A 26,863-nucleotide genomic window follows, 5' to 3' on the forward strand; every position below is an offset into this window, starting at 1 on the left:
CTCTGCCAGCTGGCCCCCGGCCAGCCACCACCAACACTTACAGACGGTTCAGTACTCACCTGTTACTTGTCGGGAGAGAATAACTACAAAGCGTATAGGGCCTCTAAGCAACATATCGAGCCAAGGACACAAGGTAAAGCATTGTCGTCTCCCTGGCCGCAGATAATCTTCCCGTATTGCATACACGAAATGCGCTACTTGGTTGATCGAGGTTCGTCGATTTCCGTGCGGATATGTTCCATATGCCGGCTGATGGTTTTCCAGCCACACACTCGCCGGATCGCAGTTGGGCACCCCCTGCGCAAAACATTTTGCGTTTTCAGTGCTTGGGTTTACTTCACGATTCGGGTCAAAAATTCATAGCCAATGGAATAGATAACATTCATTCGTAGACGATGTTTTACCATTTTGCCATCCCGCACTGATTCAAGAAGTTCTGCTTCTCGGAGTTTCCGGAGATGGCGCGATACCTGTGGAGCTCCGATGCCCAGCCGCCTGGATAGATCACTGGTGGTGCAATATTCGTTGACGAGGTGCCGACAAAGCTCCAATCGTGCGCTATCGGCTAGTACTGCCATTTGATTTTGGATTTCGTGGATGCTCTTGTTGACTGTCCCCATGTCAGAGATCGGAAATTGCACAATGATGGGGACGTTGTAGCCCGAGTACGCGTCGTCGTACTTCACAACCACGTGAGGCTTCGTCAGGATACTTGGGACAAGGACGAATTTGCGGCCGCTGCCATTGACGAACGCATTCTGCAGTTTGTCATATGCCACCTGAGCGGTCTGTGGAAAGTAGTGTGCTCCGGGTGTCAACGACGCAAGTACCATCGAAGCGGACCCGCCAGCGAGCCGTCGTTGAACTTCAATTTCGCTGGCTTTGAGCCGAGCGGAACCCGATTCCCAGCGCGCACGAAAGCAAGTCTCATAAAACGTCCAGAGAAACGCAGTCAGGATATGTCGGAAGTGCTCGGGATTGAGCGCCAACCGAGCTCCAAGTTCTTCACGCGCTTCACTCCGTGCCCGACACGCCTCTAGAAATTCAGCACGGTCACCACTGTCGTTCAAGATATCCCAGGGACGGTCGGAGCGACCACCAATGATTGCTTGAACGCTCATTTGCACAAACGCTTCGAGGGGTAGAGCTTCGACGGTTGCCAGCTCCGAACCGAAGCTTTGGTAGGCGCTAGTGTTCAGTGGCATCAAGGCGCGAAATCTGAATCGCGCCCACAGCGGTGAGAACGAGTGCATGGTCCGTCTCAATTGAGCGGAGATTTCGGCATCAATCGCTTTGAGGTCTCGCGACAGTTCAAGATGATGGCCAGGCTCCGCAATGCAGTGAAGCATGGCCATCATCTCGGCCATCTCTGAAACCCTGACAGTAACATTCGCAGGTTCGACGTCGGTCAGGTCAAAGATGATCGGCATGAGACGAGCTTAGCTGACCTCGACTAGCGACGAGGAGCGTCCCAAATCCGAGGAAGCAACCGCATTTAGAAACGCAGCTTCTCCGCAGATAGGCGCAGCTCCTCAGCATCAACACTGAGCAAAAACCCTTGCAATATCAGCCGATCGACAACTCGAGCAACGACACGACGGTAGCTATCAGCATCGCCATAGATCTCTTGCAATCGCTGTCCATCAAACGGTGTCTCATTACCGTGATACCACGAAGGGCGGCCCATGGGCGTCGCAGCTACCAAGGTCGACGTCGGCGCATCGGTATAAGTGCTTCGTACGCCTCCACGAGCGTTGCCCCACCGATCACGCAAAATGGTATCGGTGTGCCCCTCGGTTTCAAGTAATTGGGAGGGGGGCGGCACTAGCTTTCCTTCCGCCCAATCTGCAAGCAGACCCAGTAGTGCTCCGTAAATATGGGAATTCGGGAAGGTCGACCAGTGAGCTCCGGGCGGTAGCGGGCAGTCCTTGAGTCGAAGCACATCCTTCTGACTCATATGGCGTGTTTCCCGATGTGCCATCCCTGCGATCTCGTAAAGGCGGAATGTTTCGGAATCTGCTCGGCGATGGCTCAGTCCGCGAACTTGCCCAGATACCCCGCAATCCCAGCGAACGGACTGAAATTCTGCTTCACCCAATACCTCAATCACAGGAACGTCTATATCCGGGAGTGCTTCACCGCCTGAGGCTCCAGGTAGGTATCCGTCAAAGAGAGGCCCGCCATCCGCCCGACGCATGGCATCGTGGTGTTGCTCAACAAAGCGACGAACCACACCGCCGGTCTGAGATATCCCGGCGAAGAGAAGGGTCTTGACTTCCGAATTCCTGATTCCCGGCAGCCCCCCACGAAGTGCGTGTGCGACCTGTGCAATTATTTCAAATGACTGGGGTGTCGCCTTCCACCATCGTTCCTTGAACGCATCGTATTGGTCAGCAAGAAGCTCAGGGCTCGGGTTCTCTGTGAAGGGAATCGATCCTGCGAAATCGCTTGCCAGCTCCCCCGCCGTAAACACCATGTCTCGATACCGTTCGGGGTTGCCGCCCTTGATCAGGTCCAGCGCCGAAGGAGCCTGCGAGTCAATTTCTATCCACATGTACCCATCACGCATCAGTGCACGGTTGAAGGCGCGCCAGACCGAGGTTCCCCCCCAGATATGGCTTACCTCCGTGAGCGTTCGACCATTGAATTTACCCATGTCTTCAGGCCGTCGAACCAAAATGCGTGTGAGAAATGGTGCCTCGGCTGCGTTACCCGAAACAAAATACTCTTCCTGGATGTATCCATATGCGGGCATTCGTTCTGTTCCATAGGATTCGAGCACAACGGCTCGATTTTCCTCGATTTCAGGGATCGGACCCGAAATTTGGGCGCACGGAACTAGGGTCTGTGAGGTGGTCATGTTCTATATCTCCTGTTTTGAAGCCAGATGCCAGCGAGTGAGCGCGCTAGAGACTGGGCGAAGAGTCCAGCAATGTACGCGTGTATGCGCTTTTCGGGTTAGCGAAAACATCTTCCGCTGACCCGTTTTCCATAATTTTCCCGTTGTAAAGCACCGCTACCTGATCACTCATGAATTCCACAACGGCCATATCGTGGCTCACGAAGATCATCGAGAGGCTCCGCGATTCTTGGATGTCCTTGAGCAGATTCAAGACGCGTGCCTGAACTGAAACATCCAGCGCCGAAACCGGTTCATCAGCAACGATAAGCTCCGGTTCAAGTGCCAAACCGCGTGCAATAGATATACGTTGCCGCTGGCCACCCGAGAACTCATGCGCGTAGCGTCCCAACCAGCCCTCGGCCAACTGCACTTCATCTGCAAGGGCTCGAGCCCGTATGCGACGTTCCTCGGCAGAATATAGATTCTGTACGCGCATCGGTTCTTCAATGAGCTCTTGCAAACTCATCCGCGGATTCAGCGAATTTGATGAATCCTGAAAGATCATCTGCATCTTGCGACGGTACAAACGCAGTTCTTCTTTGCCCAAGCCAAAGATGTCTTGGCCCAGAACACGGACAGACCCAGAGGTCGGTTTGATGAGCCCAATCGAGATCCGACCCAGGGTGGACTTTCCGGATCCGGATTCCCCGACCAGCCCCACGACTTGATTTCGTTTGACCGAAAGCGAGGCGTTGTCTACGGCGACGTGTTTGGAACGCTTGAACATGCCGCCAAGCTTGAACTCTTTGCTTACGTTGGTAAGCTCCAAGACGAGATCGTTTTGGGCTTCGAGCTGATCCGTTTTCATAGCGTCACCTTTGAATAGATGGACTTATCGATCACCGGAAGTCGGTGTGGTTGCCGGCCCAGCCGAGGCGCCGCTTCCAAAAGGCCTTGGGTGTAACCAGATCTCGGATTGGCAATGACTTCTTGGGTAGCGCCCTGCTCCATTTCGTAGCCATCCAGCATGACAACTACGTCGTCGGTATATTGCGAAACTAAACCAAGGTCGTGACTGATCAGGATCAATGCCAGACCGAGGTCATCGCGCAATTTGAGCAACAAATCCAGGATCTGTTTTTGTATAGTGGCGTCCAGGGCGGTTGTCGGTTCATCCGCAAGCAGCAGGGCCGGGTTGCAAGAAATACTCATGGCGATCATGACGCGTTGTCGCATACCCCCGGAGAGCTGGTGAACATAGGATCCCAGTACACCTCGCCGTGGCGGAATCCCCACGAGATCCAGCAACTCACTGGCGCGATTATGTGCCTGTTTTTTGCTTAGGCCCAAGTGCATACGCATGGGACGAATCATTTGCTCGCCAATAGTCATCGTCGGGTGCAGCGCACTCATTGGTTCTTGAAAAATGAAGCCGATCTCGGAACCGCTTAGTTCGCGCCGTTCTGCATGAGTCGCGGTGAGAAGATTTTTGCCCTTGTACAGGATCCTGCCCGAAGCAACGGCTACATCCGGCAATATCCCCATGATCGCAGTGGCAGTCATGGATTTTCCGGAACCGGATTCGCCAACAACGCCCAGTGTCTTCCCCGCTTCAAGCGAGAAGCTCAGCGAATGCACGACTCTGCTTGGACCTTCTGGCTTAAGGATGTCGACGTTCAGATCGCAAACTTCAAGTAACACTTTTTCACCTACGCTCATGGCGCTAGTCCTTGCTGTCTAAACGGATACGCGGATCGATCAACGCACAGACCACATCCACCAAGAGATTCACCAACACAAAGATGATGGCAATGAGGAAAATGCATCCTTCAATGAGCGGGTAGTCACGGCGATCTACGGCTGTGAGCAGGAGCTTGCCCAAACCCGGAAGCGAGAAAACGTTTTCGGTAACTACTGCACCTCCGAGCAATGAAGCCATGGAAAGCCCAACCACCGTAACAACCGGTACCAGCGCCGCGCGGAACACATACTTTCCAGTAATGGTCTTCTCGCCAATGCCCTGGGCACGTGCGGTATTGACGAAAGGCTGGAATTTCGCGTCCAAGACGCCATTGCGTGAATACCTGAAGAGTGTGGCCGCTTCCAAGACGCCCAGCGCCAGGGCCGGCATCGCCATGAAGGAGAGGAACTGAACGAAGTTTTCCGTAGGGGCCACATAGCCGGCGACAGGGAACCAACGCAAGATCACACCGAACACCAAGACCATCAAGATGGCAAGCCAGAACGTCGGCATGGCGATGCCGACCGCCGAACCAACAACCATGGCCTTATCCGCAATTCTTGATGTGGTTGATGCAGCAATCGCGCCCAGAAGCGGGCCAAGCAAGACGGCAACAATCAATGCCAGAACGGCAAGTTGGGCAGTCACTGTGGCTGCAGCAAGGACTAGCTCGCTCACGGGGGCCCGGAGAAATATCGAGTCCCCGAAATCAAATCGGACCATACGTCCGAGCCAGACAATGAATTGAAGGATGATGGGCTGGTTGAGTCCCATCTCTTCTCGAAGCTTTTCAACATCAGTAGCAGTGGCTTCTTCGCCAAGGATGACCGCGGCGGGGTCTCCGGGAGTCAGCCGCAGCAATACGAAGAGCAGAACCATGGGCACGGCGATGGTTGGCAGCAACGCCAATAGGCGCTTGAGAATGTAATTGAGCATTAGTGCTGTCCTTCCTGTGACGTGACCTTGGCAAGTGTCTTGAGCTTTGCGAGGCCCGCGATGCGGCGTGCTCGAGGATCCATGGAGTCTCGCAGCCCATCACCTAGGAGAATGAGGCCCAGTACCGTAACCAGAATGGCCGCACCGGGGAATACGCCAATCCACCAGGCAACAGCGATGTATTTTTGCGCGGCCGAGAGGCTGGCACCCCAGCTCGGTACTTCGGGTGGGATTCCGATGCCCAAGAAGCTCAACGCCGCTATGGAGAGCACAGTTGCAGCGAAACCCATTGTTGCTTGAACGATCAGGACGGAGACGGCTTCGGGGGCAACGTATTTGGAGAGAATCCATGAGTCTTTGGCACCCATTGCCCGGGCGGATTCGACCATGGCAGTTGATTTCACACTGAGTGATGCCGAACGAACCACGCGCGCAATCGGGGGAATCAAGACCACTGTTAGTCCGAAGACGACTGGTCCAACACCCCTGCCAAGAACGCCGACCAAGCTCATGACCAGAATGATATTTGGGAATGACATCATGCCATCGATGATGCGCATGACCACTGCATCAATTTTGGGGAAGTAACCGCAGATGATTCCGATCAGGTAACCAATGATGACCGCCAAGACCGTGCAAAGCGCGGAGATTCCGAGGGCAGTTTGGGCACCAAAGAGCAGCATGGTCCACATGTCGCGTCCTTGATCATCAGTACCAAGCGGAAATGCCGCTTGCGGTGCTTTCAACCGGTTTATCGGGTCGACAAAATTTGGGTCTCCGCCTAGAACTGGCGCTAACAGGGCTAGGCAGGCCACCAGCAAAATGATGGCTGCACCCGTCATAGCGGAGGGGTCCCTTAGCAGGGTCTTCAATGTTGGTTTCATGTTTCTCTTCTTATCTGCGAACGATCAACAGCGAGATTTCTTGCGCAGGCTGTGGGTGGTCCCGTCATCATGAATCACACGGAGACGGAACCACCCGCTCACACCCTCGTGTGTGCTTAGTTGCCGATCCATACGTTGTAGAAGCCGCGCACAGTTCCCTGCGTCGGTTCAAACCCACCGATACTGGCTCCGATTACGCTCAACCGCGGTTCGTGCCCGAGCTTCACAAATGGCAACTCGTCCCAGATCAGCTGTTGCATTTCATTCCAGGCAGGCAAACGGGCTTCGATGTTTTTGCCCGCAGTGACATCAGCCATCAACGACTTCTTTTCATCGGTGGCCCACCATCCCGGGAAATCGTCGTTGAGGAACACTACTGTCAGCGGGTCCGAATAGGCGGTACCGCCGGCAAGGAAGATATCCCACTTGGAGGGATCAGTACGGGCGGAGCCGAATGTGGCTGCGTCCATGGCCTGCAGGTCCACTACAAAACCAATGCCTTCCAGTTGCTGCTTGAGCAGGGGGCCGTAGCCATCGGAGTCGGGGCGGTAGAGCACACGGACCGGAGTGCCGTCGTATCCTGCCTCTTGCAGCAAAGCCTTACCGGCATCAACACTCCTGTTCTTGTAAATATCTGCACCGGCATCCGAATACCATGGCGAGCCCTTGGGGAACAGGCTCGAATCATCAGCAAAGTACTCGGTCCCGCCAAGTTGCTGGGTGGCAATCGCTACTGGATCTACGGAGTTCAAAACCGCTTGACGGATTTTCAGGTCAGCCATAAGACCGGATTTGTTGTTCAGCTGCAGTAGCGAGAACCCAGCACCCTCACTCACCACCGGCTTCAGTGATGGGTCCGCCTGATAGACAGAAAGCTGATCCATGCTCATGAACTGCGGAACGATGTGCGCCTGACCGGTACGAACTTGGTTCAGGGCATTGGCGTCGTTAAAGGGGACGAACTTAATCGTGTCAGCATAGGCTGTCTTGGATCCGGTTGCACCATCTGCTTTTTCGCTGCGTGCGGCGTAGTCGTCAAAACGCGAGATCACGGCTTGCTGGTCGGTGGCGAAGCTGTCCAGCTTGTAGGGACCGGTGCAATCCAGTGAGGTCAGGTCCCCTGAACCGGCCGCTTCCAATGAGGCGGCCGACATGATGTATGCACCAGTGTCCGGTGTTGCCAGCAGTGCTGGGATAGCACCCGTCGGTTGGTTCGTGGAGATGGAAACGGTCAGCGGGCCGACCGCGGAAATTTCCTTGGTCAATGAGCTGAAAAGCTCACCGGCATCCCCGCTGCCATAGCGCTCCAGCGAGGCGACCACATCTGCGGCCGTCAGTTCGCCGCCGCTATGGAATTTGACGCCTTCACGAATCTTGATGGTGTAAATACCGGCTTTTTCGTCATACTCATAGCTTTCGGCAAGCCCGTTTTCCACCGAGGTGTTCGCTGCGTTGGCGAAGAGGCCCTCACACGTTGAGGCTGCAACCATCCAGTTCGAACGCGAGGTCGTAACATATGGGTCGATCATCGCTGGGAGTGATGCAACGACAAGCTCACCACCGGTAACCGGTTCGCTGGAACCAGCAGCAGCATCCGAGCTTGGTCCACCGCCGCAGGCAGAGAGTGCCATTGCAGCACAGAGCAGTGCACCGATCTTCACGGCACTACGTTTCGAAATCATGGCGCAGCCTTTCAATACATTCCAGGGGGGGGAGCCCGCGAGCGGGGGTTCAATCAGAGTAGGGGGTTTCGAATGTGACGCCCATTTCAGTTACCGCGACCGCGATAACTGAAGAAAATGCCGATCCGCAGATGATTTCCACCAAAAGTTAGCGATCCTCCGGGACATCAAAAGTACATGACGACACCTAACTTTGGTCCGGCACCATAAACGGTCCTGTGGTCAGTGCCTCAAATCGGGCATCGCAGTCGGCACCCAAAATAGCGACGGTGAGGTCAGAAATATCCTTCTCGAACGCCGCCTTGGCGGAGTCTACGATGCGGTGAATCCTGCCTGGCGGCTTAATCCGCTCAGGCCGTTACCGAATGGGTCCGGACGCGCCCAGGTGTTCATCCCGCTTCCGGGCACACAACCCGCATTTCATTGTCTAATACCACGGTCATCAGCCCGGCATTCCATACCGCTAACGATGACACGATGGACAACAAACGATCCAACACGAGGCACCCTTCGTTGTTGGGCAAAGTTCACCCTTGCATATCACGTGTTCACTCGCTGGATTGGCTCGAGACCTCCCGGATTACCGTCGCGCACTCCCTCATACTGGAACGCATCGGGGCCGGGGTCCCCGAAAAGGCTGTCAACGCCCTGGATGCGCATCCTGCCTAGGCCAGGGCACTGCTGGCAGCTTAGCTCGCAGGATCTTCAGACCACTGCTTCTGACCAGTGCCCGTCGGTACGGATTGTAGGTGCCCAGGCTCATCGAGCAGTCGCAACCTGCTCGCCGCGCAATTTCTTAGACAACTCGTGGGCGTGGTGCATCAGCAGGCGCCCCAGCTCGGGGCGCCGCTCGGGCGCGAAGCGTGACTCGATGCCCGTGAGGCTCAGGGCCCAGGCCGGCTGTCCCGCGGCATCGAACACCGCTGCACCCATCCCCCAACTCCCCTCCACGATCAGTCCCGGGTTCTCCGCCCAGCCGCGCTCCCGGGTTTCGGAAATGCGCCGACGCAAGGTTTCCTTGCTGTGGTCGCTTCCATGCTCCGCTGCCAGATCGTGGCTTTCCAGGAATCGCCCAACCATGTTCTCGGGCAGGAACGAAAGGATGGCGAGCCCCGCCGAGGCCACGCCGAGCGGGAATCGCTTACCCTCGTAGAGCACAAACGAACGGATCGGAAACGCTCCGTCGGCCCGCAACAGACACACGGTTCCCTCGCCCCTTCGCACCGAGAGAAACGCGCTCTCTCCCGTGGAATCGGCCAGGGCGGCCACGTGGTCGCGGGCGATGTCGGTGATGTCGTAGCGTTCAGCCGCCACGGTTCCCATCAGGTACATTTCCGGGCCCAACAGCCACAATCCCTCCCGATTTTCGTGGTCGCAAAATCCCTCGGCCGTTAGTGCAGCCAGCAGGCGATGCACGGTCGGCCGGGCGAGCCCGGTACTTCGGGCGACCTCTGCCGTGGAGATGCCCCTGGGCATCGCGGTGCTGACGGCACGCAGCACCGCAGCCATCCTGCCCACGACCTGGGCCCCGGGAAACGAAGTATTCATGTCCATATTATGGACGAGATTCGCTCTGCAAACCACCAGTCGAGCAATCCAGGTCACATTGACACGATTCGTTGACCCGGGGATCGAACGATCATTACGGTAAATCCAGAACAGCGAACCAATCCACATCGTGGACGACCTAAGGAGAACCATGGCAACGAAAGTCATCGGCAATGCCGCTGAGGCATTGGCCGCCCAGGTGCGCGACGGAATGACCATTGCGGTGGGCGGCTTTGGCCTCAGCGGAATCCCCAGCAGGCTGATTACCGCCCTGCGCGACTCGGGCGCCACCGGGCTGACCATCGTCTCGAACAACATGGGTGTGGACGGCAAGGGGCTGGGTTTGCTGCTGGAAAACAAGCAGGTCGCCAAGGTCCTGGCTTCCTACGTGGGCGAGAACAAGCTCTTCGCCCAGCAGTTCCTCAACGGCGAGCTCGAGGTCGAGTTCGTTCCCCAGGGCACGCTGGCCGAACGCCTGCGGGCAGGCGGCGCGGGCATCCCCGCCTTCTACACCCCCACCGGCGTGGGCACTCCGGTCGCCGAGGGCAAACCTGTGATGAACTTCGACGGGCGTGACGCCATCCTGGAACGCGGCATCGTTGCCGATATTTCGCTGGTCCGCGCCTTCGAGGCCGACCCGGAAGGCAACCTGCGCTACCGGATGACGGCACGGAACTTCAACCCGCTGGTCGCCGCGGCCGGACGCGTGACCTTCGCCGAGGCAGAGGTCATCCACGACGGCTACCTGGATCCGTCCCTGGTGGACACCCCGGGCATCTTTGTACAACACGTTGTCGCAACGGACGGCATCAAGGACATCGAACAGCGGACCGTGCGCGTCCGCCAGGAGGCATAGCAACATGTGGACACGCGATGAAATGGCAGCGATTGCCGCCAGCGAACTAACCGACGGCCAGTACGTGAATCTGGGCATCGGCATCCCGACCCTGGTGGCCAACAACCTGCCCGAGGGCGTGAACGTCACCCTGCAGAGCGAAAACGGCCTGCTGGGCATGGGCCCCTTCCCCTACGAGGGGGAAGAAGACGCCGACCTGATCAATGCCGGCAAGCAGACGGTCACCCTGCTGCCCGGCGGCAGCTACTTCGACTCGGCCACCTCCTTCGGCATGATCCGCGGCGGACACGTGGCAACCGCGATCCTCGGCGCCCTGCAGGTCGCAGCCAACGGCGACCTGGCAAACTGGACCATCCCCGGCAAGCTCGTCAAGGGCATGGGCGGTGCCATGGACCTGGTCGCCGGCACCCCGCGCGTCATCGTCATCACCGACCACGTGGCCAAGGACGGCACCCCGAAGATCGTCGAGACCTGCGACCTGCCGCTGACCGGGGTCGGCGTGGTGGATAGGATCATCACCGACCGCGCGGTGTTCGACGTGGTTGATTCCGCCCTGGTGCTGCGCGCCGTGGCGCCGGGCATCACCATCGAGTCCCTGTACGAGGCCACCGGGGCCGCATTCACCATTGACCTTGAGGAAGAAGAAGCAGCATGAGCGCATTGATCGCCGGGTACGCCCGCACCCCGTTCGCCCGATTCAACGGGGCCTTCGGCACCGTCTCCGCCACGGCGCTGGGAGCCCACGCCGCGGCAGCGGCCCTCGAGCGCGCAGGGATCTCCGCCGATCAGGTGCAGCGGGTCTTCGCCGGACAAGTGCTGCAGGCAGGTGCCGGGCAGAACCCGGCACGCCAGTCCGCCGTGGGAGCCGGCATCGGCTTCAACATCCCGGCACTGACGCTGAACGCCGTGTGCCTCTCGGGCACCGAGGCCGTGGTGGCGGGCACCCGCATGATCGACGCCGGCGAGGCCGACGTGGTCGTGGCCATCGGCCAGGAATCCATGTCGCTGGCGCCCCACGTGCAGCGGGCGCGGGCCGGGACCAAGTACGGTGCCATTGAAATGATCGATACCTTGGAATTCGACGGGTTGACCGACGCGTTCGAGGCCCGCTCCATGGGATCCTCCACCGAGGACGGCAACACCGCCATGGGCATCAAGCGTGCCGAGCAGGACGAGTTCTCCGCCCGCTCGCACCAGTTGGCCGCCGCGGCAGTCGAGTTCCACGCCGGGGAGATCGCGCCGTTCACCATCACTTCCCGGCGGGGGGACACCGTGGTCTCCCTCGACGACGGGGTGCGCGCGGAGACCACCGCCGAGACCCTGGGCAAGCTGCGCCCGGCATTCAGCAAGGAAGGCACCATCACCGCGGGCAATGCCTCGCAGATCACCGACGGCGCCGCCGCGGTGGTGCTGGTCAGCAAGGCTGCCGCCGAGCGCCTGGGGATCGCCCCGATGGCCGAGATCGTCTCCCACGCCCTGGTTGCAGGGCCTGACGTGCTGCTGCACGAACAGCCGGCCAACGCCATCCTGGCCGCACTCGAAGGCACGGGCATTGCTCCGGCGGACCTGTTGGCAGTGGAGATCAACGAGGCGTTTGCCGCCGTTGGCGTGCGCTCGACGGCCAAGCTCGGCATCGACCCGGAGATCGTAAACACCAAGGGCGGGGCCATTGCCCTGGGTCACCCGATCGGCGCCTCGGGCGCACGCATCGTCGGCACCCTCGCCCGCCAGCTCGCCGAGCTTGGCGCAGGCTCCGTAGGCGCCACCGGCATCTGCGGCGGCGGCGGTCAGGGCAGCGCAGTGATCTTGCGGGCTCTGTAGATCCGACAGCCTCGGGTATCACTGCGACGACCCTCGAGCACGGGAACTCTCCACACCTCGCAAGAGGTACGGAAGGTGCCCGTGTTTTCTTGCAATTTAGGCAACGTCGAGCGGCTTCACGTCGTGCGCCTTGCCATCCTGCTCCCGGGCGAGGTCGTGGTTCACCTGCGTGGCGAGCCAACCCCGGGCGGTTCCGGTTCCCGCTAGTTCCAGCCTCACGGCGAGATTTGGGCTGATGCCGGCTCGGCCGTTGACGACTCTGCTCAGGGTCACGCGCGCGACGCCCAACCTGAGCGCTGCATCCGAAACGGTGAGGCCGAGTTCGGCGAACACGTCTTCGCGAATGATCCCACCCGGGTGTGGTGGGTTCTTCATCATGGTGCGGTTCCTTCAGTGGCAGTCCAGATAGTCAACGAGCTCGACGTCTTGCCCAACGAATCGGAACGTCACACGCCAATTGCCGTTGACCCATATCGAGAAGTGTCCGGCAAGATCGCCCTTGAGCTCATGCGTGCGGAACGAAGGTATGGCGAGGTCCGCTGGCGCCTGGGCTATATCGAGCACACCCAAGATGCGGATGAGCTTTGCCGCATGTGCGGGCTGCACGGCCTTCTTGGAATTGTCGCGATAGAGCGCCTCCCACCCCTCATGCCGGAAACTGACGATCAAAGATTGAATGTATCGCGTATCGACTCACGATACGCGATGTCGCGGGGCTTCACGATCGCCCCATGGCGAAATTGCTCGGCTTGCGGAGCGATTATTCAAGGGTCGACGTCCAGGTTTTTCACCGAACGAGTTTCCCGCGGTTCATGTCTGACGTCCGAGGCCTGACTGTTGAACCATTAACTCAGAGTTAATGGTTGTTCGGCCCAATCCTTCATAGACATGGGCCACCGTCCTCATTCCCAAACCTCGAGGTGTGCCCGTACCCCCGCATGCCACGTCAAGAACGCCCTCAGCCACCCGATTCCCAATCAAGTGATTGACAGTGGTACGCATCACGGTGTTTGCTGGAAGTGAATGGGCCAATCAATTGATTGGTTCGGGTCTCGCTCTCGGCAATGGAGTCCATGGTGAACATCGGCAAGGTCCAGCAGGCGGCCGTCCTGCTCTTTGCTCGGCAGGGCTTCGCCGCCACCGGGATCCGCGAGCTGGGCACAGCCGCCGGCATCAACTCCGCGACGATCTACCACTACACCGGCAGCAAGGAAGAACTGCTGGTGCAGGTGATGCGCAGCTGCCTGGAGGAGATGATTGCTTCGGGCGCGGCAGCCCTGCGCATTAGTGCGGAGCCGACGATTCAGCTCGCGGCACTGGTGTCTTCCCACATCGGGTTCACCGCGACCAATCCGCTGACCGCCCGCGTGGCCGAATACGAAATGCGCGCACTTTCCCCCGAGAATCAGGCGGCGATGCAGAAACTGCGCGATGACTATGAATCGCTCTTTGCGCAGGTGGTCGAGCGCGGGATCCGCGTCGGCGACTTCTCCGCGGACGACGCCACCATGGCACGCCTTGCCCTGATGGAAATGGGAACCGGCGTGGCCCACTGGTACCGGCCAGATGGACGACTGACACTTACCGAGGTCCAACGCAACTTCGTGTCCATGGCCTGCAAGATCCTCTCCGCCGACTCGGCCATGCTCTCGGGCATCGACTTCATGCGCCCTCCGGTGCATCTGGCCAGTGAACCTCCGGGCGTACCCCTTGCCACAGCCCGCTGACACGACACTCCCCAAAGCTTTCCGCTTCGAAAGAGGATCAATGGAAACCCTACCCAGCACGATCGAAACCACCAGCCCCGGCTTCCTGAAAAATGCCGCCGAGCAAACCCGGCTGGTCACCGAACTGCGCGAACGCCTGGCCGCCGCTGCCCTGGGCGGATCCGAAAAGACCCGGCAGCGCCACGTGGACCGAGGCAAGCTGCTGCCCCGCGACCGAGTGGATGCGCTTCTCGACGTCGGCTCGCCTTTTTTGGAGATCGCCCCACTGGCCGCCGAGGACATGTATGGCGGCGACTGCCCGGGGGCCGGTCTGATCACCGGCATCGGCATGGTCCACGACCGCTACGTGATGGTGGTCTGCAACGACGCCACCGTCAAGGGCGGCACCTACTTCCCCATGACCGTCAAGAAGCACCTGCGTGCCCAGGAAATCGCGCTGGAAAACGGCCTGCCCTGTGTCTACCTGGTCGATTCGGGCGGCGCGTTCCTGCCCATGCAGGACGAGGTCTTCCCCGACCGCGATCACTTCGGGCGGATCTTCTACAACCAGGCCAATCTCTCGGCACGAAAGATCCCGCAGATCGCCGCGGTCCTCGGCTCCTGCACCGCGGGAGGTGCCTACGTCCCGGCCATGAGCGATGAGACGGTCATTGTGCGCAACCAGGGAACCATCTTCCTGGGCGGCCCTCCCCTGGTGAAGGCGGCCATCGGCGAGGTTGTCACGGCCGAGGAACTCGGCGGCGGGGACCTGCACGCCAGGACCTCCGGGGTCGTCGACCACCTGGCCGAGAACGACGCGCACGCCATCTCCATCGTCCGGGACATCATCGATACCCTGCCGTCCTCTCCCACACCCGTCTGGGACGTCATCCCCGCAGCCGACCCGCCAGTCGAAGAACCCACCGAGATGTACGGTGCCGTGCCCACCGACGTGAACGCTTCCTACGACGTCCGCGAGGTCATCGCCCGGGTCGTTGACGGCAGCGAGTTCCACGAATTCAAGGCCAACTACGGCACCACGCTGGTCACCGGATTCGCCCGCATCCACGGGCACAAGGTGGGCATCGTCGCCAACAACGGCGTGCTGTTTTCCGAGTCGGCGCTCAAGGGCGCCCACTTCATCGAGCTCTGCGACCAACGCGGCGTGCCGCTGTTGTTCCTGCAAAACCTCTCCGGATTCATGGTGGGGCGGGACTACGAGGCCGGGGGCATCGCCAAGCACGGGGCCAAGATGGTTACCGCCGTGGCCACCACCCGGGTCCCCAAACTGACGGTGATCATTGGCGGATCCTTCGGGGCCGGCAACTACTCGATGTGCGGGCGAGCCTACTCCCCGCGTTTCCTGTGGATGTGGCCCGCGGCCAGGATCTCGGTCATGGGCGGGAACCAGGCGTCCTCCGTGCTGGCCACCGTCAAGCGAGACACCCTCGAAGCCGCCGGCTCCACGTGGAGCGCCGAGGAAGAGGCCACCTTCAAGGAACCGCTCAAGGCCCAGTACGAGGACCAGGGAAACCCCTACTACTCCACTGCCCGGCTGTGGGACGACGGGGTCATTGACCCGCTCGACACCCGCAGGGTCTTAGGTCTGGCCCTGGATGTCTGTGCCACCCAACCACTCCCGGAGACTTCCTTCGGCCTCTTCAGGATGTGATGCACCATGAAAAACACACTCTTTGACACCGTGCTGGTGGCCAACCGCGGGGAAATCGCTGTCCGGGTGATCCGCACGCTGCGCACCATGGGCATCAGGTCCGTGGCTGTGTACTCGGACGCGGACGCCGGAGCCAGGCACGTGCGCGAGGCGGATACGGCAATCCGTGTCGGTGGTTCCCCTGCCTCCGAAAGCTACCTAAACATCGGGGCAATCATTGCCGCCTGCAAGGCCTCCGGCGCCCGGGCGGTGCACCCGGGTTACGGGTTCCTGTCCGAGAACATCGACTTTGCCCGGGCTTGCAAGGATGCAGGGATCACGTTCATCGGCCCGGGCGTGGACGCGCTACTGCTGATGGGCGACAAGATTCGTTCCAAGAACCACGTCTCGGCCCACGACGTCCCGGTGACCCCGGGCATTGCCGAACCCGATCTCAGCGACGAGGAACTCATCGACGCGGCGGAAGGGATCGGTTTCCCGGTGCTGATCAAGCCCTCCGCCGGGGGCGGTGGCAAGGGCATGGTCGTAGTCGACTCGGCCGAGAAACTTCCCGAGGCGCTCGTCAGCGCCAGGCGCACCGCGTTGAGCTCCTTCGGCGACGACACGCTCTTCCTCGAGCGCCTGGTGCGGAGCCCACGGCACATCGAGGTCCAGATCCTGGCCGACACCCACGGCAACACCGTGCACCTGGGCGAGCGCGAATGCTCGCTCCAGCGCCGGCACCAAAAGGTCATCGAGGAGGCGCCTTCTCCGTTGCTCGAGAACCTCGGGGACGGCGAGCGCATCCGCGCCGAGATCGGTGCCGCCGCCGTGGCCGCAGCCCAGTCGGTCAACTACGTGGGTGCGGGGACCGTGGAGTTCCTGATCTCGGACGAGGCACCCGGCGAATTCTTCTTCATGGAAATGAACACCCGGCTGCAGGTCGAGCACCCGGTCACCGAGGAGGTGGTGCGCGTTGACGGCGAGCGCTTGGATCTGGTCGAGGCACAGGTGCGCATCGCGGCCGGAGAACCGCTGGGCTTCACCCAGGACCAGGTTTCCCTGTACGGGCACGCCATCGAGGCCCGCGTCTATGCCGAGGACCCAGCCCACGACTTCATGCCCTCCACCGGGCGGCTGCTGCGGGTGCTCGAACCAGCCGGTGACCACGTGCGAGTGGATTCCTCCATGGCAGAGGGACTGGACGTCTCCCCACACTACGATCCGATGCTGGCCAAGGTCATTGCCTGGGGCACCGATCGGGACACCGCGCTGGCCCGCCTGGATAGGGCCCTGGCGAACACCGTCATCTTGGGCGTGCTGACCAACATCGAATACCTGCGCCTGCTGCTGGACGATCCCGACGTGCGTGCCGGCAACCTGGACACCACGCTGATCGAACGAAAGATGCCCGACATGGTCTTCCGGTCCATTGGCGACACCGAGCTGGTCTTGGCGGCGGCGCTCGAGGTGGCACGCGACCCGGGACACGGCGGAACCTGGCAGGCCCGGGACTCCTGGCGTTTGGGGACACCGGCGAGGCTGGACACCACGCTCGAAGTCGACGGCAAACTCTACACCCTGACCTCCATCCCCACGTCCGGCGGCCGCAGATTTGCCATGGGCGGCCAGGACTTTGAGGCGGTCAGGCTCCCCGGAGGATCCGTGGCCGTCAATGGCATGCGGGAGCATGTGGCAACGGCATTCGGGGATAATTCCACGCTTTGGCTCGGCCGCGACGGCTGGGTGGCCTCGGTACGCAGTCTGGACCGGGAGGAGCAGTTGCGCCGGGAACTGTCGAATCGCGCGCACGTCCCTGGCGAAGCCTCACCGGATGTCCGCTCCCCCATGCCCGGGACCGTGATCGCGGTGGAAGTCAGCGACGGGCAATGGGTCGAATCCGGTGAGATCTTGGTGACAATCGAGGCCATGAAGATGGAACACCCCATGAGGGCCCCCGGGACGGGTACCGTACAGATGGGACGTTTGCGGGTCGGTGACCTGGTCAAGGCCAACCAAATCGTCGCAACCCTTAACTACGACACCGAGGACGACGCACCATGAGCATCTTCACCATGGGACCCGCAATCCTGTTCTGCCCTGCGGACCGCCCCGATCGATACGCCAAGGCACTCGAACGCGCCGACGCGGTGATCCTGGATCTGGAGGACGCGGTGGCACCGGAGAACAAGACGGCTGCCCGCCAGGCACTGGTGGATAACCCCCTGGATCCGGAGCGCACCATCGTCCGGGTGAACCCGGTGGGCACCGCGGACTTCACCGCGGACCTGAGGGCCCTGTCCTCCACCCATTACCGCACCATCATGCTCGCCAAGACCGAGGGGGCCGAAGACCTGTCCCGGCTTTCCTCCTACGCGGTCGTGGCCCTGTGCGAGACCGCGCTGGGCATCCTCAATGCCCAGGTCATTGCCGACACGCGCAATGTCGTGGCCCTGATGTGGGGTGCCGAGGATCTGGTCGCCTCCTTGGGAGGATCGTCTTCCCGCAGGGAGTCGGGCACCTACCGGGACGTGGTCAGGCATGCCAGGTCCCAGGTCCTGCTGGCAGCCGGAGCCTATGGCAAGGTTGCCATTGATTCGGTCTACATCGACATCGACGACCACGCGGGTTTGCTGGGCGAATCCGTTGACGCGGCAGCCTCGGGCTTCGGGGCGAAGGCCTCGATCCATCCCGGGCAGATGCCGATCATCCGCCAGGCTTTCATTCCCACCACCGAGCAGGTCGACAGGGCCAAAAACGTCCTGGCGGCGGCGGAGAAGTCGGCCGGCGTGTTCACGTTCGAGGGGCAAATGGTCGACGAGCCGCTGCTGCGCCATGCCCGGGCCACGTTGGCGCGGCATTCATCCACGACGACGACCCCATGACGGATGCCCCGTCGCCGCTTCCGTAAGCGGCGACGGGGCATCGGTTCGTTAAGCCTGGTGCGGAACGATGACCGCTCGGGCATTCAGCTTGCCCGCCACCATTTTCCTGTAGGCCTCCAGTCCGTCCTCCAACGAGTACGTCTCGATTTCCGGAGTGATCTGCCCCGCCCGGTACATATCGACAACCTCGTGGAGCTCCTCAATGGTTCCCCAGTAGGTGTTGGTAATGACCGACTCGTACGGTGTGGTGAAAAAACTCCACTCATGCACGCCACCGGCGATCCCGACAACGACGAGCTTGCCACCCTGGGCCATGGAACCCGTGGCGGTCGCCAACGTGGGGGTGACACCCACAAAATCGAATGCCGCGTCGACCCCGCGACCGCCCGTGATCTCGCGGATCTTCTGGACTTGGTCGGGTCCGGACGGAACGGTGATTGCCCCGGCTTCCTCGGCCTTGGCCATCGCTTCGGGCTTCATGTCCGTGGCGATGACCGTGGCGCCGGTAAGCGCCTTGAGTATCTGCACGGCGATCTGGCCCAGTCCTCCCAGGCCCACGACCAACGCAAATCGTCCGCCCGCATTCAGGTGCGGCAGTGCACCCTTGATCGCGTGGTAGGGGGTTAGTGCCGCGTCCGCGAGCGGTGCGGCGGCAATCGGATCGGCATCGCCCAGCGGGATCAGGTTGCGTGCCGGAACCGTGACATACTCGGCCATGCCGCCGTCGCGCCCCAATCCGATCCCGGCGTATGGATTGGTCGCGGCGTTTTCGCAGTACGTGTCTTGGCCACGCGAGCAGGCCTTGCACCGGCCACAGCCAACGGGACCATAAACCAAATAGGCGTCTCCAATGTTCACACCGCTGACACCCTCGCCGACTGACTCCACCCACCCGGAGTTTTCATGCCCGAGCGTGAATCCCGCTTTCATGTTGCCTGGAATCTCTGCCGTGAAATCCTGGAAAATGCTCACGTCCGAATGGCAGGCCCCGGCACCTGCGACCTTGAGCAGGACTTCTCCGGGACCTGGCTCGGGCTTTCGGACTTCCTTGAGAGCCGGAAACTGCTTCCATTCCTCGAAAACTATCGCGCGCATATTGTGCCTTCTTCCTGCTGGATGGGCAAACTCTTCACGGGACTCACGCTAACGGTTGTCACTCACGAATTCCACGGTCGTTCCCGCCGGTGCGTCCCTCCGCCGCTCCGGTGCCTCCGAACATCCTTCCGACCGGGTCTGACCGCCGCCGATTCGCCGCCGACAATCCCGTGCCCTACATTTGGAAGCAGAATGCCCGCAACCAAGGAGAATCCAGCGACAATGAACCAAGCCTTCGACCTCGAGCAACTTCTCAGCGACCGCGTCGTCGCGGCCCTGGCCCGCTCCGAGGAAACCGCGTGGTTCACCGCCCGGCCGACCGACACCGCTGAGGGAATCGATGCCTCGGGCATCGACCCGGCGATCATCGAGGACGCACGGGCACGCTTTGGCCGCTTCGCACCCTGGTTCGCCGAGCACTTTTCCGACACCCGTCCCACACACGGCATCCTCGAATCCCCGCTCGTGGGCATCCCGGACATGCAGGCGGAACTGGGCGACCGCTTCGGGCGTGTTCTGCCGGGCAAGCTGTGGCTCAAGCGCGACGACTCCCTGCCGGTCAGCGGATCGATCAAGGCACGCGGCGGCATCCACGAGGTGCTCGAGGTAGCCGAGCGCATCGCCATCGCCGCCGGTTTGATGGCTCCGAGCGACGACGCCCGGGTTCTGGATCGGCCCGAGGTGCGCGAGGTGCTCTCCCGCCATGGCATCGCCGTGGGTTCCACCGGCAACCTGGGCCTGTCGATCGGCATCGTCGCCTCCGAACTCGGATTCAACACCACCGTGCACATGTCACTGGATGCCCGGGCCTGGAAGAAGGAACTGCTGCGCTCCCGCGGGGTCAACGTCATGGAGCACGCGGGGAACTTCTCCGATGCCGTGGCTGCAGGGCGCCGCACCGCCGAGGAGGACCCGAGTGTCTGGTTCGTGGACGACGAGGCCTCGCTGAGCCTCTTCGCCGGGTATTCGGTCGCCGGCGCTCGGCTTGCCGGGCAGCTGGCCGCCCTGCAGGTCGTCGTCGATGCGCAACACCCGCTGATTGTGCACCTGCCCTGCGGGGTAGGTGGCGGTCCGGGCGGCGTGACGTTCGGGCTCAAGGCGGCCTTCGGGGACGCGGTGCACTGCGTCTTTGCCGAGCCGGTCAACTCCCCCTGCATGTCCCTGGGCGTGCGCACCGGCCTGCACGATGCCATTTCCGTGGCGGACATCGGGCTGGACGGGCTCACCGCGGCGGACGGACTGGCAGTGGGCCGCCCCTCGCGCCTGGTCGGCGAGCACCTGCAACAGCTGATCGACGGCTACGTGACCGTCACCGACGAACGCATGAAGGCCTTCGTCGGCTTGCTGCACGACACCGAAGGCATCGACGTGGAGCCCTCCGCCGCGGCCGGGTTCGCCAGTCCCTGGCGGGTGCTGGAGGACCAGGGGTATCGCTCCGCGTTCGGACTCGACGACACGGCCCTGGCCAACGCCACCCACGTCATCTGGTCAACCGGCGGCTCCATGGTTCCCCCGGAGGAGATGGCCGGCTACGTGGCCGAGGGCCAGACGCTCATCAACGAGGTTCCCTGGCGCTGAGAATTATGGAAGCATGCCCAGTCTGACAGGGCCCCATGCTGGAATCAGGTTATCTACGCACCGGAATTGTTCACCGTGTGCAATCAAGTTGTTGGCTACACGGATGGCCACCGCCCCGGAAGTCGTCCGGTTCTGGGGCCGACTCGCAATGTATTTTCAGCCTAAGTCCGAACCGGTACAGCAACTTGTTGCAAGACGGCTTCGACAAGAAACTCGAACAGGCGCCGATGCGAGGTCAAATTGGGTTGAGTGATGTATTGCAGGCTGCAGCCGTCAATTATGGCGATAAATATGCGAGCGAGCTCCTCCGGCGGCAGGAGTCGATCGTGGGTATCGGTCTCCATTGCCTTCCCGAAAAGCGCGCCCAGACCGGATTCGTAACCTGGATATATGCTGGCTGCAAGTTCCTGGCCCCCTTCTTGCCGCGCAGCCCAAACGACCAACTCGATTTGGGCCAGCACATCACTGGGAGTCGCTTCCAGCTCATCCCAGTAGCGCCGGGCCACTTCGTTCACCGTAGAACGGAGACCGAAGGACGGATCAACGTCCTCGGCGTAGGTCATCATATTTTTTAGCCACCGCTCTACTGCAGCCGTAAACAGCTCGTCCTTGTCGTCAAAGCAGTAGTGCACAGCAGCCAGGGATGCACCTGCATGTTTGGCTATATCTCGCAGTGTTAGGGCCACCACGCCCCGAGTTTGCATCAACGCGATTGTGGCGTCAATAAGTTGCTCCTTGCGTTCGTTCGCCGGGATGCGCATTTCTCCTCCTTGGAACCGCTAAGGCTCGGCACGTTCTTTTGTCCGTAACTTGATGTAATTGCTACGACAAACTTAACATAGACCCTTGACTAAGACAACCGTCCATGAAACTCTCTCCATACGAATTGTTACCCAGCTCACACTAGTTGAGCGCATCCGATGGAGTGGATTTCCATGTATCCCCATGTTCAAGTCGTCGATTCCCCACCCGTTCGACAGTCCACCGTACTTACGTGTTGGCCCAAGAGACTTCCAGAGCCCTTAAAGCCCGAATGGAATCGCATGGGCACCCGACAGATTGTGCCGATCCGCAAGGATGGCTGGGGAAACTACTCGATATCTGAATGGGACCTCAAGGCGGCATCCTGGCAGGACTTCCACCCACACAGCGAATACAACATGGTTCTCGAGGGAGAACTATTCGTTGCAGCCGGAGGCGACGTCAAAGTTCTTCAGCCAGGTGATGTCGCGCGTGTACCCGCAGGACGGATGGGCCGCTATTGGGCACCTGTATACGCCAGGATGATAGGCGTATACGGTCCGAACCCGGCGGGAGATGCGTCAACCGGTTTCGAGTACTGGCCGTTAGACAGCGACCTAGAAATCCATCCGGTAGATCCAACCGCGGAAGACCCACTGGAGCATTTGCCGGGTTTCACAGGCGTAGAGACTTGGCCGGATGGCCCAAATCTTCACCAGCGTCCGGAATGGGAACGCAATCGGGGTCGATTCATCACGAATTCGCCGCAGAGTGGATCGTGGAACGACCCCATCCTCTCGACATGGGAACTCGAACGTGCTGCTTGGACCGACAGGCACCCGCACACGGAGTTCAATTTTGTGGTTGCAGGAGAGCTAATCGTCGAGGCCGCCGGGGAACGCGTGGTCTTGCACGCCGGTGACTCCATCGAAATCGCCGGCGGACAGCTTGCCCGGTACAGCGCCCCGAAATTTGCACGAATGGTTGGTGTCTATGGGCCCAACCCGCATGGCCTGGCCAGCACTGACTTCCAATACGAATCCATTTGACACCTAGTCCCCAAAGGATCGAAGCGAAATGAACAAGAGATCGCGTACCGGCATTGCACCATTAGCCCTTGCTCTAGCCGTCGTATTGGGTGGATGCTCCCAAGTCGGCGACACTGCTGGGGCGGAACGACCAGCTCCGGAACCAGTGGTGGCCGAAGCAGCAGGAGTCTTCGCCGACCCGGCCAAGAACAGCCCGGACACTCTGGCCTTGGCGGCCACCGCCCAGGACTGGGCCGTGCCGATCGAGGTGATCGATTGCCAGACGCCGGGCTGTGAAGGAGCGCGAACCCCCGGCGTCTACACTCCACTTGCCCCGTCCGACTTAACCGAAAAATGGAGCATTTGTGCCGTCTTACCGCATGTGAAGGACCCCTATTGGGTCGGACAGAACGCTGCGATGGTATCCGAGGCACAACGCATGGGCGTCGCCCTCCAGACATACGAGGCAGGCGGTTACACCGAAATCTCCAATCAACTGGACCAGCTATCCAACTGCGCAGCCGGAGGCGCCGATGCGATCATCGCCGGCGCCGTCAGCAATGAGGCCCTCAATACCCGCATTGAAGAAATTGCGGCACAGGGTATACCGGTGATCGATGCAATCAATGGTGTCACCAGTGAGTCGGTGGCTGGCCGGGCACTCTTTGACTACTGCACGCTGGGCGGCAACCTCGGGCGCCATCTTAAGGAAACCGGAAAGAAGGTCCGCGCGGTGTGGTTCCCCGGTCCGGCAGGTGTAGGTTCCCTTGAACAGCTCATGTCTTGTTTCAAGAAGGAATCCGCAGGCGGGGATGTGGAGATGCTGGGTGTGCAGTACGGCGATACCGGCAAGGATGCACAGTTGAACCTCATCGAAAACGCATTGGGCGCCTACCCTGAAATGAATTACATCATCGGCAGTGCCACCACCGTAGACGCTGCGGTCGGGCCGCTAGCCGAACGTGGATTGGCAGACAAGATCAACACTGCCTCGTATTACTTCACCCCTGAAGTGCACTCGCTGCTGAGTTCGGGGAAAGCCACTTGTTCCAGCGCCGGCAACGACTTGGTTCTCTCGCGCATCGCCGTCGACATGGCGCTTCGGGTACTTGAGAACAAGCCGTTCGTGGGTGGCAGCTACGTCGGAACCACGGCCAACGTCATATGCGGCCGGGCGGCAGGCAAGGATTATGACAATCTTGATTCGTTGGTCAAGGAACTGAATTTGCCACCTGAGGGCTACCGTCCCGTCTTCACCGTCGAGGCGAAGTAGGCATCCCGATGTTCACCATGACACAAGCCCCCACGGTGCGGGTGCGCGGACTGACCAAGAAATTCCAAGGCTTCACCGCGTTGGACTCGGTCGATATTGATTTCCATCCAGGCCGCGTACACGTGCTCTTCGGGGAGAACGGCGCGGGGAAGTCGACGCTCATCAATTTATTGGCCGGTGTTCATCGGGCCGATGGCGGAACCATCGAAATCAACGGAAAGCCGTGTTCGATCGGTTCCCCTCTAGCGGCCCGTCAAGCCGGGATCTCGACGGTTTTCCAGGAGCCGGCATTGGTGCCGCAGCTTACCATCGAGGAGAACTTGAACATCGGCCGCGAAGAAACCTACGGATGGTTCCTGCGCCGGCGCACCATGCGCGCCAAGGCAGCCGCAGCGCTAGCACGGGTTGCGTCGCCGATAGACCCTTGTACCCATGCCGGGGACCTCAGCCGGGCGGAGCAACAAATCATCGAGATCGCGAAGTCGGTGCAGGACGAGGCCCGTCTCGTGATCTTCGATGAGCCGACCGCGTCGCTAACTGAAGAGGAAACGGCCAGGCTGTTCGAAACAATCCGTCGGCTGAAATCCGAGGGACTGGCCATCATCTACATCACGCACCGCATGTCAGAGCTACGCATCATCGGCGACGACATCAGCGTTCTGCGCGACGGTAAGCTCGTGCAGACTTCCTTTCTCGACGCAGTCGACGACAATCAACTCGTCACCTTGATGACAGGACGAAAGGTTGAAGCGCTTTTCCCGGCCATCGCCCACAATCCGGGAGTCGGAGGACTTGTGCTGGAGGACGTCCACGGACCCGGGTTGCACGGGGTATCGATGAGCATCAGGCCAGGCGAAATTGTCGGACTAACCGGACTCGTTGGTTCCGGTAAAGCCGACGTCGGAGAAACAATCTTCGGACTCGCGCGACATCATCGCGGCCGCATCATGCTCAACGGCCGTGAGCTCACCTCCCGAGGGCCTCGGGGCCGTGTCGATGACAGGATCATCCACTATCCGTCGGACCGCAAGAAGGCAGGATTGGTACCGACGCGGTCAGCACGGGAAAATGCTTCCCTTTCGGCTTTGGACACCTATGCAAGGGGGCCGATGCTCAAACGCGGCACGGAAGCCCGCGCGGCAGACAGGATTCTTGAGCGGTTGGCCCTGCGGCCCATGCGAACCACGTCATTGCCTGGCACTTTTTCCGGAGGAAACCAGCAAAAGATAGTGCTGGCTCGCGGTTTCAGCCGTGTCTACGACTTGCACGTCTTTGACGAGCCGACCACCGGAGTGGACGTGGGCGCAAGATGCGAGATCTACCAGGCGATTGCTGATCTTGTGCATGCGGGAGCAGCCGTACTCGTGATCTCGAGCGACCTGCCCGAGATCGTCAACTTAGTCCATCGGGCATATGTGATCACAGAGGGGCGCATCGTCGGTGAGTTCACCGGATCAGACCTGACTGAGGAGAACCTGCTTCCTTGGTTCTTCCACCACACAGCGGAGGCCACAGCATGAGCATTCTCAAAGACAAACCCGTCGTTACAACGTTCCCGATGGCCGATCCACGGGAGTATCGTCTCTCCGGCTTTTCGTTCCATTCGCTTGCCAGGAAGACTTTCGTGGCCTACGGAATCTTGCCGATCCTCTTAATTCTCCTCGTGGTGGGGTTCGCTCTCGCCGAACCTCGTTTCATCTCCTCCGGAAACATTGTTAACGTGATGCGGCAGGTCAGTTTCCTGGGGATCATCGCGATCGGCCAGATGATGTACCTGGTGACCAAGAATTATGATCTGTCCAATGGCGGAACCGTGGCGCTGTCCTCTGTTGTCTGCGCCATGGTGCTTTCACGGGGCGACGCCTCGCCGCTAATGGGCATACTCGCCGGCCTGGCCGTCGGCTTGATCGTCGGCTCAATCAACGGGGTGCTGATTGCGATATTCAAGATCTCCTCATTCATGGTGACGCTTGGCACGGGCTCTGCTGCAGTAGGCGTCGCGTTGATGCTAACCGGTGGAGTTCCGATTACAGGACTGCCCCAGGCCTTTACCCGCGCTTACGGAAGCTCCATGGTCATGGGCCTCCCTTTCTCCACGTTTATCATGTTGCTGGTGTTGGCTGGCGCCTATGTCCTGTTCAACTGGACGCGGCTGGGCCGTAGGGCCTTCGCCGTCGGCGGTAACGAACATGCTGCCCACCATGCGGGCGTCAATGTTAAGTCGACACTTCTGAAGCTCATGATCACTGGAAGCGTACTTGCTGCGCTGGTCGGAGTCCTGATGACCGCCCGCATCTCAAGCGGCGAAGCAAATATCGGCCTGCAGTTCCCCATGGAGTCCATCATCGCCGCGGTCATTGGCGGTATCGCACTCAACGGCGGCGAAGGCAAGGTGTCCGGTGCCTTCATGGGAGCCCTATTCATCATCCTTCTCAGCAACGGCATGGACCTGATCCGCGTCCAAAGCTACGTGCAGGACATCCTGCTTGGCGCCTTGCTGGTCCTTGCCCTCATGGTCGACCGACTGCGCACCCGAGTGCGCTTGACCGCCGATCCCAAGCCCCGACGCCGGCATACCTAATCGCAGTTCGCCCCC

At 60.5% G+C, this 26,863-nt stretch carries 24 protein-coding genes; 12 read left to right on the plus strand and 12 right to left on the minus strand.

All coding sequences use genetic code 11. The annotated features are described in order from the left end of the window. Positions 1-332: 332 nt before the first annotated feature. From ACLQ7E_RS15040 to ACLQ7E_RS15075, 8 genes are all read right to left on the minus strand, one after another. Complete coding sequence (locus ACLQ7E_RS15040; protein WP_411733388.1) at positions 333-1,430, minus strand: DUF5937 family protein; 1,098 nt, start codon at positions 1,428-1,430, stop codon at positions 333-335. 65 nt (positions 1,431-1,495) lie between these two features. Then, complete coding sequence (locus tag ACLQ7E_RS15045) at positions 1,496-2,860, minus strand: alpha/beta hydrolase domain-containing protein (RefSeq protein WP_411733389.1); 1,365 nt, start codon at positions 2,858-2,860, stop codon at positions 1,496-1,498. A gap of 46 nt (positions 2,861-2,906) precedes the next feature. After that, positions 2,907-3,710 (minus strand): ATP-binding cassette domain-containing protein, encoded by an 804-nt coding sequence (locus tag ACLQ7E_RS15050; protein WP_411733390.1) that lies wholly within the window; start codon positions 3,708-3,710, stop codon positions 2,907-2,909. Continuing rightward, positions 3,707-4,561, minus strand: a complete 855-nt coding sequence (locus ACLQ7E_RS15055; RefSeq protein WP_411733391.1) for an ABC transporter ATP-binding protein — start codon at positions 4,559-4,561, stop codon at positions 3,707-3,709. Before ACLQ7E_RS15055 ends, ACLQ7E_RS15050 begins: the two co-directional genes overlap by 4 nt. Positions 4,562-4,565: 4 nt before the next feature. Then, entirely contained in the window at positions 4,566-5,519 is a 954-nt protein-coding gene (locus tag ACLQ7E_RS15060; RefSeq protein WP_411733392.1) for an ABC transporter permease, read from the minus strand. Next, complete coding sequence (locus tag ACLQ7E_RS15065) at positions 5,519-6,403, minus strand: ABC transporter permease (protein ID WP_411733393.1); 885 nt, start codon at positions 6,401-6,403, stop codon at positions 5,519-5,521. Before ACLQ7E_RS15065 ends, ACLQ7E_RS15060 begins: the two co-directional genes overlap by 1 nt. Positions 6,404-6,519: 116 nt before the next feature. Beyond that, a complete protein-coding gene (locus tag ACLQ7E_RS15070; protein WP_411733394.1) occupies positions 6,520-8,085 on the minus strand; it encodes an ABC transporter substrate-binding protein in 1,566 nt (521 codons plus the stop codon). Positions 8,086-8,844: 759 nt separating this feature from the next. After that, entirely contained in the window at positions 8,845-9,633 is a 789-nt protein-coding gene (locus tag ACLQ7E_RS15075) for an IclR family transcriptional regulator (RefSeq protein ID WP_411733395.1), read from the minus strand. A 151-nt stretch (positions 9,634-9,784) separates the two neighbouring features. Here ACLQ7E_RS15075 and ACLQ7E_RS15080 point away from each other — a divergent pair, with 151 nt between their 5' ends. From ACLQ7E_RS15080 to ACLQ7E_RS15090, 3 genes are read left to right on the plus strand one after another with little or no spacing between them, the layout of a single operon-like run. Next, positions 9,785-10,489, plus strand: coding sequence for a CoA transferase subunit A (locus ACLQ7E_RS15080; protein WP_411733396.1), 705 nt, complete (start codon positions 9,785-9,787; stop codon positions 10,487-10,489). A 4-nt stretch (positions 10,490-10,493) separates the two neighbouring features. Further along, positions 10,494-11,144, plus strand: coding sequence for a CoA transferase subunit B (locus ACLQ7E_RS15085; protein WP_411733397.1), 651 nt, complete (start codon positions 10,494-10,496; stop codon positions 11,142-11,144). Next, positions 11,141-12,310: an acetyl-CoA C-acyltransferase gene (locus ACLQ7E_RS15090; protein ID WP_411733398.1), complete on the plus strand. Its 1,170-nt coding sequence runs from the start codon at positions 11,141-11,143 to the stop codon at positions 12,308-12,310. Before ACLQ7E_RS15085 ends, ACLQ7E_RS15090 begins: the two co-directional genes overlap by 4 nt. 96 nt (positions 12,311-12,406) lie before the next feature. On the opposite strand, the gene ACLQ7E_RS15095 is transcribed toward ACLQ7E_RS15090, so the two are convergent. Beyond that, positions 12,407-12,688 carry a HigA family addiction module antitoxin gene (locus ACLQ7E_RS15095; RefSeq protein WP_411733399.1) on the minus strand — a complete coding sequence of 94 codons (282 nt, stop codon included), beginning with the start codon at positions 12,686-12,688 and terminating at the stop codon, positions 12,407-12,409. 12 nt (positions 12,689-12,700) lie between these two features. Next, positions 12,701-12,979, minus strand: coding sequence for a type II toxin-antitoxin system RelE/ParE family toxin (locus ACLQ7E_RS15100; protein ID WP_411733400.1), 279 nt, complete (start codon positions 12,977-12,979; stop codon positions 12,701-12,703). Positions 12,980-13,386: 407 nt separating this feature from the next. Here ACLQ7E_RS15100 and ACLQ7E_RS15105 point away from each other — a divergent pair, with 407 nt between their 5' ends. The 4 genes from ACLQ7E_RS15105 to ACLQ7E_RS15120 are packed head-to-tail and all read left to right on the plus strand — an operon-like array spanning position 13,387 to position 18,552. Further along, complete coding sequence (locus tag ACLQ7E_RS15105) at positions 13,387-14,037, plus strand: TetR/AcrR family transcriptional regulator (protein ID WP_411733401.1); 651 nt, start codon at positions 13,387-13,389, stop codon at positions 14,035-14,037. Positions 14,038-14,077: 40 nt separating this feature from the next. Beyond that, positions 14,078-15,688, plus strand: a complete 1,611-nt coding sequence (locus tag ACLQ7E_RS15110) for a carboxyl transferase domain-containing protein (protein ID WP_411733402.1) — start codon at positions 14,078-14,080, stop codon at positions 15,686-15,688. 6 nt (positions 15,689-15,694) lie between these two features. Next, positions 15,695-17,731, plus strand: a complete 2,037-nt coding sequence (locus tag ACLQ7E_RS15115; RefSeq protein WP_411733403.1) for a biotin carboxylase N-terminal domain-containing protein — start codon at positions 15,695-15,697, stop codon at positions 17,729-17,731. Beyond that, entirely contained in the window at positions 17,728-18,552 is an 825-nt protein-coding gene (locus tag ACLQ7E_RS15120) for an HpcH/HpaI aldolase/citrate lyase family protein (protein ID WP_411733404.1), read from the plus strand. The genes ACLQ7E_RS15115 and ACLQ7E_RS15120 overlap by 4 nt, the downstream gene beginning before the upstream one ends. 48 nt (positions 18,553-18,600) lie before the next feature. Here ACLQ7E_RS15120 and ACLQ7E_RS15125 read toward each other — a convergent pair whose 3' ends face one another. Continuing rightward, a complete protein-coding gene (locus ACLQ7E_RS15125) occupies positions 18,601-19,647 on the minus strand; it encodes an NAD(P)-dependent alcohol dehydrogenase (RefSeq protein WP_411733405.1) in 1,047 nt (348 codons plus the stop codon). A 222-nt stretch (positions 19,648-19,869) separates the two neighbouring features. Here ACLQ7E_RS15125 and ACLQ7E_RS15130 point away from each other — a divergent pair, with 222 nt between their 5' ends. Beyond that, positions 19,870-21,225: a D-serine ammonia-lyase gene (locus ACLQ7E_RS15130; RefSeq protein ID WP_411733406.1), complete on the plus strand. Its 1,356-nt coding sequence runs from the start codon at positions 19,870-19,872 to the stop codon at positions 21,223-21,225. Between the two features lie 161 nt (positions 21,226-21,386). Here the strand turns inward: ACLQ7E_RS15130 and ACLQ7E_RS15135 are convergent, their stop codons facing one another. Beyond that, positions 21,387-21,986, minus strand: a complete 600-nt coding sequence (locus ACLQ7E_RS15135; protein WP_411733407.1) for a TetR/AcrR family transcriptional regulator — start codon at positions 21,984-21,986, stop codon at positions 21,387-21,389. A gap of 282 nt (positions 21,987-22,268) precedes the next feature. On the opposite strand from ACLQ7E_RS15135, the gene ACLQ7E_RS15140 reads away from it, so the two are divergent. From ACLQ7E_RS15140 to ACLQ7E_RS15155, 4 genes are read left to right on the plus strand one after another with little or no spacing between them, the layout of a single operon-like run. Next, complete coding sequence (locus ACLQ7E_RS15140) at positions 22,269-23,015, plus strand: cupin domain-containing protein (protein WP_411733408.1); 747 nt, start codon at positions 22,269-22,271, stop codon at positions 23,013-23,015. Between the two features lie 28 nt (positions 23,016-23,043). Further along, complete coding sequence (gene torT / locus ACLQ7E_RS15145) at positions 23,044-24,267, plus strand: TMAO reductase system periplasmic protein TorT (protein WP_411733409.1); 1,224 nt, start codon at positions 23,044-23,046, stop codon at positions 24,265-24,267. Positions 24,268-24,275: 8 nt separating this feature from the next. Then, positions 24,276-25,787, plus strand: a complete 1,512-nt coding sequence (locus ACLQ7E_RS15150; RefSeq protein WP_411733410.1) for a sugar ABC transporter ATP-binding protein — start codon at positions 24,276-24,278, stop codon at positions 25,785-25,787. Beyond that, complete coding sequence (locus ACLQ7E_RS15155; RefSeq protein WP_411733411.1) at positions 25,784-26,848, plus strand: ABC transporter permease; 1,065 nt, start codon at positions 25,784-25,786, stop codon at positions 26,846-26,848. Before ACLQ7E_RS15150 ends, ACLQ7E_RS15155 begins: the two co-directional genes overlap by 4 nt. Positions 26,849-26,863 lie beyond the last annotated feature (15 nt).

Origin of the sequence: Paeniglutamicibacter sp. (assembly GCF_046714615.1) — a bacterium.
Taxonomy (GTDB): Bacteria; Actinomycetota; Actinomycetes; order Actinomycetales; family Micrococcaceae; genus Paeniglutamicibacter.